7 protein-coding genes are annotated in these 11,168 nt (G+C 57.5%); 6 read left to right on the top strand and 1 reads right to left on the bottom strand.

Going from position 1 to position 11,168, the window contains the following annotated elements:
- Together ABJK56_RS16660 and ligA are read left to right on the top strand one after the other, a co-directional pair.
- Window positions 1–397, top strand: a 397-nt coding sequence (locus ABJK56_RS16660; RefSeq protein ID WP_347245804.1) for a cupin domain-containing protein, incomplete at its 5' end; no start/stop codon positions are given.
- 214 nt (window positions 398–611) lie between these two features.
- Window positions 612–2,624 (top strand): NAD-dependent DNA ligase LigA, encoded by a 2,013-nt coding sequence (gene ligA / locus ABJK56_RS16655; protein WP_347245803.1) that lies wholly within the window; start codon window positions 612–614, stop codon window positions 2,622–2,624.
- Between the two features lie 68 nt (window positions 2,625–2,692).
- Here the strand turns inward: ligA and ABJK56_RS16650 are convergent, their stop codons facing one another.
- Window positions 2,693–6,670: a glycosyl hydrolase gene (locus ABJK56_RS16650; protein WP_347245802.1), complete on the bottom strand. Its 3,978-nt coding sequence runs from the start codon at window positions 6,668–6,670 to the stop codon at window positions 2,693–2,695.
- A 469-nt stretch (window positions 6,671–7,139) separates the two neighbouring features.
- Between ABJK56_RS16650 and accD the strand changes: the two genes are divergently transcribed.
- From accD to ABJK56_RS16630, 4 genes are all read left to right on the top strand, one after another.
- A complete protein-coding gene (accD, locus tag ABJK56_RS16645) occupies window positions 7,140–8,015 on the top strand; it encodes an acetyl-CoA carboxylase, carboxyltransferase subunit beta (RefSeq protein WP_347245801.1) in 876 nt (291 codons plus the stop codon).
- Between the two features lie 319 nt (window positions 8,016–8,334).
- On the top strand, window positions 8,335–9,348 hold the full coding sequence (locus tag ABJK56_RS16640) for a DUF1573 domain-containing protein (RefSeq protein ID WP_347245800.1): 1,014 nt from the start codon (window positions 8,335–8,337) through the stop codon (window positions 9,346–9,348).
- Between the two features lie 153 nt (window positions 9,349–9,501).
- On the top strand, window positions 9,502–10,299 hold the full coding sequence (locus tag ABJK56_RS16635; protein ID WP_347245799.1) for a DUF72 domain-containing protein: 798 nt from the start codon (window positions 9,502–9,504) through the stop codon (window positions 10,297–10,299).
- A gap of 317 nt (window positions 10,300–10,616) precedes the next feature.
- The coding region (locus ABJK56_RS16630; protein WP_347245798.1) for a 6-phosphofructokinase at window positions 10,617–11,168 on the top strand (552 nt) is incomplete at its 3' end.

Raw genomic sequence — 11,168 nt, 5'->3', positions numbered from 1 at the left:
CAGGAGAATTTCCATGAAAGTTGTCCATTTTGAAGAAATCCCTCTTCAGGAGGTGACGATGGAAGGTGCTCAGGGGTGCAAGATGCGCCACCTCATTGGGGAGCCCGATGGGGCACCCAATTTCACGATGCGTCAGTTTGAGGTGGCGCCCGGCGGACATACGCCCCATCATCAGCATCATTACGAACACGAGGTGTTTGTGCTCTCAGGGCGCGGAATCGTCATTCAAAACGGCCGAGAATTCCCAATCGGGCCGGGATCGGTCGTCTTCGTGCCGGGCGGTGTCCCTCATCAGTTTCGCAACACCGGTCCTGAACCGTTGCGATTTTTGTGTCTCATTCCCAATGCCATGCGGGGTGGGGCGGTTTCCTGCGTGGTGGCCTGCGGGTGCGATTGACGGCCGTTGACTAAAACGGCATACCGTTTGTGGGCCGGAATTGTCCGACAAAGAGTTTTCGCCAATTCTACGAGCGGCTTTTATTTGGTCGGGCTGGTTGGTACAGTGTCTCTTTGCGGCTGACCGTAGTGTGACGGTTATTCTCTCTGTTCTGATGTGATCAGTCCGTCCGTAGCCTGGCAGGCAACGATCGCCAACAGGGAAAGGGTGCGCCATGAGCGAGAATGTGGCGGAGGAAATCCAGCGTCTCCGGGAACTGATCCGCTACCACGATTACAAGTATTACGTGGAGGCCTCGCCGGAAATCTCGGACTTGGAATACGATCGCTTGATGCAGCGGCTTCGTGAACTCGAGGAAGCGCACCCGGAGCTGATCACGCCGGACAGTCCCACGCAGCGTGTGGGGGAACAGCCGATTGACACGCTTCAGCAGGTCCCGCACCGAGTCCCGATGCTGTCGATCGAAAATACCTACAGTGCTCAGGAGGTGCGGAATTTTGCCCAGCGGGTTCAGAAGCTCCTCAATGGCGAGCCGGTGGAATGGGTGGTGGAGCCGAAAATCGATGGGGTGGCGGTGGCCATTCATTACGAAAACGGACAACTTGTCCGGGGGGTCACGCGCGGCGACGGATTCGTGGGAGACGATGTGACGCACAACATCCGCACCGTCCGCGGAGTGCCGCTTCGGCTGCTCGGAAAAGGACATCCCCCCATCGTGGAAATCCGCGGCGAGGTCTACATGACCAACTCCGACCTCGTCAAACTCAACGAGGAACAGAAAAAACGCGGTGAACCTCTGTTTGCCAATCCCCGCAACGCCACCGCGGGAAGCATCCGGCTTCTCGATCCCCGCATCTGCGCTCAGCGGCGACTGCGGTTCATTGCCCACGGGCTGGGGTATTCCGAGGGATTGGATGTGAAGACGCACATGGAGTTTCTGGAGAAAGTCAAAGGTTGGGGAATTCCCATCCCGCCGGGAGTTGCCTGTTTTGACGATATCGAGAAGGCCATCGCGTATTGCGAGGAACAGATCGAGCACCTTCACGAACTGGACTTTGAAATCGACGGCCTCGTCCTTAAGGTGAACCGCTTTGATCAACGCGAGCGGCTGGGCGCCACAGCAAAAAGTCCGCGGTGGGTCATGGCCTACAAGTTCGAAAAATACGAGGCGAAAACGCGGGTGCTACACATTCGGGTGCAGGTAGGGAAAACGGGAGTCGTCACGCCGGTGGCCGATCTCGAGCCGGTGCTTCTGGCGGGAACCGTGGTGGCCCATGCCAGCCTCCATAACGCCGACGAAATCGAGCGCAAAGATGTCCGGGTCGGCGATGTGGTGGTGGTCGAAAAGGCTGGCAAAATCATTCCCCATATCGTGCGCGTGGAAAAGCACGAACGCACACGGCCTTTGCCCAAATTCAAGTTCCCCACGCATTGTCCCGAATGCAACACCCCCTTGGTGCGTGATGAGGGCGGGGTCTACATCCGCTGTCCCAATCATGAATGCCCAGCACAAATCAAAGAAAGGCTGCGGTATTACGCAAGCCGCGATGCCATGGATATCGAGGGACTGGGTGAAAAACTAATCGACCAGCTTGTGGAAAAGGGACTCGTCCGCAGCTATGCCGATCTCTATCGGCTGACCAAGGATCAACTGGTGAAACTGGAACGCATGGGAGAGAAGTCCGCCACAAAGTTGCTTAAGAATATCGAGGAAAGCAAAAACCGTGGACTGGCGCGCCTGCTGGCGGCGCTGGCGATTCGGCATGTGGGCACGAAGGTGGCGGCCATCCTGGCGCGGCACTTCCGCAGCATGGACCGCCTCCGTCGAGCCACTGTTGAAGAGCTTTCCCAGATTAACGAAATAGGCCCCATTATCGCGAAGAGTGTTTATGACTTTCTTCACAGCGAACGCGGTCAGCACATCATCGAGGAGCTCCGCCGCTGCGGAGTCAAGATGACTGAGGACGTGCCAGAGGAATCTGCTCCCAAGCCGCTCGCAGGCAAGAGCATCGTGGTGACGGGAACGCTCAAAAATTACACCCGACAGGAAATTGAAGAGCTGATTGAACGGCTGGGCGGCCATGCGGCCTCCAGTGTCTCACGGAATACGGATTTCGTGCTGGTGGGGGAAAATCCTGGCAGCAAGCTGGATAAGGCGCGGGCCCTCGGCGTTCCCACGATCACCGAAGAGGAATTCGAAGCTATGATCGGGAAACCGCGAAGATGAGGTCTTGCTGAGGCCTCGATTCCTCATCTCAAAGTGCGATCTGCGTCTTACGCACGGGACGCCTCATCTCATTGCCCCGGCATGACCTCGGGTGTCTGGTGTTCAAGGGAAATGAGGATTGGCACCCATTGCCGAACCTGAACCGGTCCAAGGAGGCCGGAAGGCTGAAGCGGATCATCCTTTTTCCACAATCTCCAGGTGGTAAACGTCTGCCGTCCGGTAGGTGAGGGCTCTCCGCGGAGCAGCCAATCGGGCCAGCGCTTGAGCGTCCCATTTGGGTTTCGTTCGGAATCTTCTGGCAGTTGTTCGTCTCCGATCATGCGATTGATCCACAAGTTGACCACCTCGATTTCCAGCGTATTTGTGCCCGGCCACAAATGACTCCCGATGTCGATGCGATACGGCGGATGCCACACAACACCCACGGGCTTTCCGTTAACAGAAACCTGAGCCGCCACTTGCACATCGCCGAGGTCCAGCTCCACGATCCTCTTACTCCGCATAGTACTCCGACTCGTTGGTTCCGAATATATTTCTGTCGAATACACCGCCCGGCCTGAGTAGTAACGGTACTCGGGCTCCGGGAACTCCGTCCACGAGATCAGCTTTTCCAGCGTGATCGACTTTGGCTGGGAGGACGCCGGGAGGAACCGCACCTCCCATTTACCTGAAAGCGAGGGGCAGGGAGGCAGTTGCGGGACCGTGAACGAGATTTCCCGGCCGCGGGACGTTTTGACGGTGTATTTTCCCGGCTGCGAGACGGCTAACTCGTACCGGCCCACCGCAATCGAAAACAGCTTCACCACAGGCTCCCGCACGGCGGCTTTGGGAAATTGAACAGTTTCCGGATCAGTCGCTTCGATGTGCCCGGGTTGACCATCCACCTCATAGTCGAGGATCAAGCGTTTCACGATCAAATAAGCGGGGTCATCTTCCTGAGCAAGCTCAGCAACCTGAAAGCTCAGCCGGCCTTCGTTAACCCACTGCTGGATTTTTTCCGTCACATTCCTCGTCCGCTGTGGATCATCCAGAACACCATACAAGGCCTTGCGGATAAGGATAGTGCCCCGCTGCTCACTGGGCCAAACGACGTCGCGACCCTCATGGAGAATGCTGACGATATACTCGGGGATCGGAGGATTCGGCATAAACATCACGAACACCGATTCGTAGCCTTCCAAGTGCAGCGGTAGCTCCGTCCCCTCTTCCGATGTTCGGTAGACCACCACGGGTGCTACCGTTTCCCCGGTCTCGGGGTACCACAGTTCCGGCCGCTTGTCCTTCATCCGGAAAAAGCACAATGCGTCGATCGGATGGGCGGTTTTATTGGCGACGAAGTATACGTCGATGTCGTCGATTCGTCGGTGGATATAACGAAGGGCCTGTTCCCCGGAGACCGTTTCGTAGCGGAAGTCGGGAATCAGACCCAGCTTCGGGGCCAGGGCAAAAACCTCATCCAAATCGGGAATGAGATTGGGGTCCGCGCCCACGTCGCTCACATCGCCCCAGGGGGCTATTCCAAGTGGCCCAACCTCCTGGACGGGTTTCCAGTCACCGGGGGCTGCGGGATCATTGTCCCAGGCGGGCGGTGGTGACGCTGCCCATTCCCATTGTTTATCGGTGACAATCGTTGCTTGCTGCCCGTTGTCAAACTTGAGATGGAGGGCCGCGATGAGTCCGGCCGGGTTGGGAGAGTCCGCTGCATTGAACGCATCCACTGCGAGGAGGTTTTTCCCTGGCCGAAGATGGCCTGTCACATTCATGCGATAAGGCCGGTGGAAATCATCACCGCGGCCCACCCGCCGGCCATTCACTTTGCATTCGAATTCATTGTCTGCCGTGATCACCAACCAGGCTGCGCTGAGTTTGGCATCCGCCGGAAGTTCAAAGACCCGTCTGAAATACCGATGACCGACCGGGACCGCGCTGGTCGGCTTGCCCTCCGTGGTCCAGACCCATTGGGCCTGGTCAAAACCGGGATTTTCCGAAGCTCCTCCGGCGGTAGAGAATGGTCCGCCAAAGATGATTCGGCCGTTCCCGTAGTTTCTCACCGTGATCTCGCCCGGGGCCTTCGCTGTTCCCCAAACTTCTTCCACCAGTTTGCGAAGCTCCGCGTCAGCATCGGGATATCCGGCGAGCCCGGGCGTTTTGGTCGGCGGGCCGCCGATGACCGTGGCTCCCTGTTTGATGAATTGAGTAATCTTCTGGACAAGAGGCAGAGTCATCCTCTCCACGCGAGGTAGAACGAGAACGGCATAGCTCATTCCATCCGGAAGAACCAACCGACCATCTTGAACCGCCATCCGGGTGAGAACCACTTCCGGAGGACAAAAGTCGTAATTGAACGGCCCGCGTTCCCGAGGACGGCCGAAGCGCGTGATCGCGGTTTGTCCGGCCAAGGTTTGCGGAACGGCCTCAGGTGTTAGCAGGCAAAAGTCGGCAACAAACAGCCCCTGCTGGAGCAGGTACTGGCAACGAGCAAGATAGTCGTGCCACGGTCGGACCAAAGACCACCAGGTTTGCGTGCGCTCGTAATGAAGACCCCACGGACCCATGCTCATGCCAGGCATACGCGGCGGGTTGGTCCACGGTTGCATCGCATAGCGGTGAAACACGAAGCGATTGATGCCCTCGCAAAATGCCCAGTCGCCCAGTTCCTTGATATTGCCGGGATGCCCGAGCCAGCGTTCGGCATCGGTAGCCGTGAAAGCCTCAGCTCCTACCACCTTCTTGCCATAGACGTGCGCGGCGGAGGCCATCTCCGTGCAACTGAAAGCCGCTCCATATTTCGACCAGGACCAGAACTCGCCCATCGGCTCGTCCGCCCGACCCGCATATGCGAGTTCGTCCACAGGGCACGTCGTGTAGGCTTCGATGGTCAGTTCCAGGCCATTTTTTCTGGCCAGGCTGCGGAATCGTCCCGCGTAATTCTCGAGAACCAGTTCCCCGATGGTTTGACGGAAATCCCAGAGAAACCGCTCGGAGATCTCCCGACTGCCCACCACATACCCTGCGATCACCGGCAAATAGGGACGGAGGTCATAACCCCGTCGCCGGGCAAACTCTTCAGGCATGCGGGCGGTCCAGTTCTGCGAGCCCACCTCCCAACTATCGATATGCGTTCTGATGAGCACACCTCCCCGGCGCAGGTTTTTCGGCCAGTTCTTTAATAACTGGCCCATCAGACCTTCGAAAGCTGCATCCGCACCTTCTGGACTGAGCTTGTCACATTCCAGTCCGCGACCTTCTTCGGGAGATGGGTGGTTGCGAGCACCGGTCGGCGTGTGACCGAAACGGAGGATGGTCCATTTTCCTTCCGGTACGTTCCACTGGAGACGGCCTTCCGAATCCATCTTGCCGGTGAGATCGACGATTTTTTCTGCTGGGATGACCTGGTTGGCCGGTGGCTCGGGAACTTCACCAGGAACCACGAGGGTGGCACCAGGCACCTGGGCCAGCGACTTGTAAGCAATTCCGTCGATCCGGGCAGGATTGGCAGGACGCGGAAAAGCCAGTACCGCTACCTCACGGTAATAATTTTCAACAACTGACGGCTGAGGAAGAGTGATTTGTCCGGCCTGCGGACCCTCCACTGTGATTTCAGACCAGACAATCCGCTGCATCGCCTGCTCTGGCTTGATCCATGGTCCTCCGCTGCCGGTCCAACCGGCATCATTGTTCATATTGACCTGGATTTTTCTTTTGCCCGCTTCCGCCAGCATGAAGTAAAACAGCTCCTGCCACTCCGGGGAACCAAACCGTACCGAACCAGGAGGCGTCCCCTGATCGACTTCCATGATCAAAACGCCACCAATTCCGGCCTCCTGCATGGCTTGGAGGTCCGCCTCGATTCCCTCGCGGGTGAGATTGCCGTTCAGCCAGAACCAGTACACCCAGGGCCGAGTTGAAGGAGATCCCGAGCGGAAAAGGCCGCGCATCCCACTGCCTGGGTCCGGGGGTGAAGAGATCACCTGTCCCCATACGGAACTCGCTATGAGAAACTCAAAACCCAGCGCAAGGGTCAGGAAAGACATGAAGCGACGCATGACGTGTCTCCCGGCAACAAGGTCAGCGGTTATCCCTCTGTCCTTTTGCGGTCAGTGATTAACTCTCCCCGGCCGCCGTAGATTTTTCTTCAAATGGTCTGCAAATTCAAGGCGTCGAACGAAAGGAACTCGCGGCGTGTGGCGTAGGTGCCAAAATGTGCGATCACAGGGACTGCGCAATGCCCAGATCATCAAAATTTTCCGTATTGCGTCCCCTGCCCTGTCCCGCTAGAGTATTTTCTCCCCAAACCACAATGGGGGGTTGAGTTTCTTCGCCGGCGCGGGGATACTTTGATGGTTGCGGGCAGGATTTGGCTAATTGAGGAAAGCAATTGCGGCCGATTGGAAGGTGAAGCGGAGCATTTTTCGCCCGGTTGGCAGCGGAAAAAGCCTTTTCCCGGCTGCATCAGACGGGTGGGAAGGTCACAAACGCAACGGCACCAGATAAAGCAAAGGAATACTGAAGGCCATGTCGGAAAATCCGTCCGCCTCAGCCGTTTCTCAGTCTCAGGGCGCAAATAGCTGGGAAAGCCTCACCAAACGTCCCAAACGGGGGGTACCCGCCGGTCTCTGGTTGCGCTGTCCAGGTTGCGGAGCTACGGTCTTCCGCAAAGACGTGGACAAGCTCCTCGGTGTCTGTCCAGAGTGTGATTACCATTGGTATGTCTCGGCTCGGGAACGTATTCGGCAACTTCTCGACGAAGGCACGTTCGAGGAGTGGTTTGCCGATCTCGAACCGTGTGACCCCATTGAATTCGTTGACAAAATGCCCTATCGGGAGCGACTTCGCCGTGAGCAGGAACGCACTGGCCTGCGGGACGCGGCGGTCGTGGGCACGGGAATGATTCGGGCGCGCCGGGTGGCGATCGGTGTGACGGACTCCGCCTTCATGATGGGAAGCATGGGCTCCGTCGTGGGAGAGAAGCTCACGCGGCTGATCGAACGGGCTCAGGCAGAACAACTCCCCCTCATCATCGTCTCCGGTTCCGGTGGGGGAGCCCGTATGCAGGAGGGGGTCTTCTCCCTCATGCAGATGGCGAAGGTGTCGGCGGCCCTTGCTCGATTCGACGCGGCTGGCGGATTGTATATCTCCGTTCTCACAAATCCGACGATGGGTGGCGTGGCGGCCAGCTTTGCCTCTCTGGGAGATGTCGTCATCGCCGAACCGAAGGCGCTCATTGGCTTTGCTGGTCCTCGCACGATCATGGCTACCATCCGGATCGAATTACCAAAAGGCTTTCAAACCAGTGAGTTTCTCCTGGAGCACGGCTTCATCGATCGGATCGTTCGTCGGCCGGAACTGAAATCCGAACTCGCCCGCATTATCGACTACTGCGGCAAATAGCGACTCCTGCTGTTCGCTCCGGCCGTCCGGCATTCGGCCGGGCTTCTTTTTTGCGGCGGCAGGCTCGTTCTAGTGACCTCTCCCTTTAACACACTCACATACCGGTACATCCTGGGTTAGGATTGCCGTTGTTTCCGGTCGCAAAAGTCGCTATCCTTTACGCAGAAATCGGCGGTGAACGACCGTACTGCTCGGTCCGCAGGATGCCCTGTTCGCTTCAATGCAGCTTCGGGGCCACAACCTTTGTAGTTCTGCCGGGGCTCTCCAGGATGCTCTTGATCCATCCTTCGGGGAATCCAAAAAAGGAGTGACCACCACCATGCCCACCGCAACACGGACGATATTGACTGCAGCTTTCGGCACTGTGTTTCTTTTCGCGTCAGCCAGCGCCCGGGCACAAAAGTGGGCGGAGGCCATGTTCGACCATACCAGCCACAATTTTGGAATGGTTGCCCGGGGCGCCAAAGTCGAACATGTTTTTCCGCTCAAGAATATTTATGTGGAAGACGTCCACATCGCTTCGGTAAGAACCTCGTGCGGGTGCACGCAGCCCCGCATTACAAAGGACACCCTCAAGACATTCGAAACAGGTGCCATCATCGCCACGGTGGATACGCGAGGCTTTTTGGGCCGTAAGGACGCCACCATTACGGTGACATTCGACAAGCCCTACCCGGCCGAGGTGCAATTGCACACCTACGTCTACATTCGCAGCGACGTCGTCTTCGATCCGGGTGTCGTCCTATTTAATGCCGTGCCTCAAGGCACCGCTGCAGAGCGCACTGTCAAACTTCTGTATGCAGGACGAAGTGACTGGCAAATCGTCAAGGCCGTCCCCAGCGCCGAGTTCCTCGAAGTGCAAATCAACCAGACGGGACGCGGTGCCGGCGAGGTAACCTACCAGTTGGTGGTTACCCTCAAACCCAGTGCCCCGGCAGGATATCTCCAGGAGCAAATTGAGCTTTTCACCAATGACACTCTGGAAGAAGCCAGACGACTCGTACTGCCGGTGGAAGGTTCGGTGGTTCCCCAGGTCACCGTTCAGCCGTCGCAGCTCGCACTGGGAACGTTGTCGCCCGGGCAAACCGTCACGAAAAACCTCGTCGTTCAAGCGCGGGTCCCTTTCCGGGTAACGGGACTTCAGGTCCCCGATAAGCGATTCAGCTTTGTGTTACCGGACACGGAAAAGAGTGTCCAGGTCATTCCTGTGAGCTTTACGGCGGACGAAACAGCGGGCCCTATCCACGGAGAAATCGTCATCGAGACGAACCTGTCCGGGTACGAACAACTCAAAGTCCCTGTGCTTGGCACGATCAAGGTAACCGGGCAGTAGCAAACCGCTTTTGTCCCTTTTTCGGGCACCGGACGACTGCTGCGGCCTTTCTCCAACGCGCCCCGATGGTTGCAAATACAATCATCCCTATGACTGTTGCTGACCGTGTCGCGCGGCGAATGACGATCGACCGTTCATTAGCAGGCCGCACCGATGGGTAAGCGTCAATCTGCTCAAGACGGATTCCCGCCGGAGCTGAGAATCGGCACGTCCGGCTGGACTTACGATGACTGGACCGGCAAGTTCTATCCCGAAGAAGTAAAAGGCCCGGCCCGACTGGAGTATTACGCTACCCAGTTTAACGCGGTAGAAATCAACGCCACCTTCTACCGTCTGCCCACCGCTTCCATGATTACCGGGTGGAACCGCCGAATGCCGGACGATTTCCATGTAGCGGCAAAGGGATCCCGCCGCATCACCCATCTGAAGCGGCTCCACGATTGCCAGGCTGAGCTACGGGAATTCGTCGAGCGGGTGGCGCCGCTCCGGCAACTGCGAGTGATTCTCTGGCAGCTTCCCCCCTCGTTTCGGCCTGACCTGCCTCGCCTGGAGAGTTTTCTCACTCTTCTCAAAGAGGAAGCTACGGCGATTCCCCATGTCCGCCACGCTCTGGAATTCCGACATGCTTCGTGGTGGGATGCCGAAGCGGCAAAGATCCTCCGGCAACATCAGATTGCCTTTGTCGCGGTGAGCCATCCCCGGTTGCCGGACGAGATCATCTCCACAACGGATTTCCTTTATCTACGGTTCCACGGGCTGGGACGCCAGCTCTATCGCTACGATTACTCACAGGAAGAGCTCCAACCGTGGGTCGAACGTGTGGTTCAGGCGGCCAAGACTTCCCCTGTCCGCACAGTGTACGCCTTCTTCAATAACGATTATGAGGCCCACGCAGTAGAAAACGCCCGCGTCTTTCGGGAGCTTCTCGGCCAGGCTCTGAAGGAAGTGTAACCGAGCGGATTGTGCCGGGAAGAAAAACAGTGACCGACTGTTACAGCACCCAATTAGGTTGGGACTGATTACCCTTCCAACGCGTCCGCATGTCGCCGGACCTGTGGGCTTGACGCCGGCACCATCGGGGGGCAAAGTAAAAGAATTCCTCAAGAAATTTGTTGACGCTGGATTATCTTGAGCCCACGCCGTCCTTTCTGTGAGCTTGTTCAGTTTGGCGTGGCTCAGACACATTTTTTTTCTGACATTGGTCGAGAGCATTAGCGGATTGTGCGGGAGGGCTCGCGTCAACTTTCACAAGAAAGGAGAAATGCTCCATGATGCGGGGAAACGCGATTGTCGGTCAGAGCGGTGGTCCGACGGCCGTCATCAACGCCAGTCTTTGCGGTGTGATCGAAGCCTGCCGCCAATATCCGGAGATCGAACGCTGTCTGGGGATGCGGTTTGGCATTCAGGGCTTTCTGGAAAGTGACGTCATCGACCTCTATCAGGAGGCTCCCGAAACAATCGAAGCCCTCAAGCGAACACCCAGTTCCGCCCTCGGGAGCTGTCGCTACAAACTCCGGGATGAGGATTTCCCTCGCTTGCTGGAGCAACTCCAGCGCTTCAATATCCGGTATGTGTTCCTCATCGGCGGAAACGACACAATGGACACCATCCACCGCCTGGAAGAGTTCTGCCGCAAGCGAAACTATCCGATGCTCGGGGTGGGCATTCCCAAAACGGTCGATAATGACCTCTTTGGCACCGACCACACGCCTGGCTACGGCAGTGCCGCACGGTATGTGGCCATCTCTGTCCGGCAAGCCGGCATGCTGGCGCGGGACATGCGCCGCGTGGATCAATTCGTTATTTTCCAGACGGTCGGT

Origin of the sequence: Thermogutta sp. (assembly GCF_039793925.1) — a bacterium.
Taxonomy (GTDB): domain Bacteria; phylum Planctomycetota; class Planctomycetia; order Pirellulales; family Thermoguttaceae; genus Thermogutta.
This window is presented reverse-complemented; position numbering and strand designations above follow the sequence as displayed.

Coding starts and splice junctions, on each gene's coding strand:
- ABJK56_RS16650 (WP_347245802.1), bottom strand. CDS start 6,670: ATGCGTCGCTTCATGTCTTTCCTGACCCTTGCGCTGGGTTTTGAGTTT.
- ABJK56_RS16640 (WP_347245800.1), top strand. CDS start 8,335: ATGCCCACCGCAACACGGACGATATTGACTGCAGCTTTCGGCACTGTG.
- ABJK56_RS16635 (WP_347245799.1), top strand. CDS start 9,502: ATGGGTAAGCGTCAATCTGCTCAAGACGGATTCCCGCCGGAGCTGAGA.
- ligA (WP_347245803.1), top strand. CDS start 612: ATGAGCGAGAATGTGGCGGAGGAAATCCAGCGTCTCCGGGAACTGATC.
- accD (WP_347245801.1), top strand. CDS start 7,140: ATGTCGGAAAATCCGTCCGCCTCAGCCGTTTCTCAGTCTCAGGGCGCA.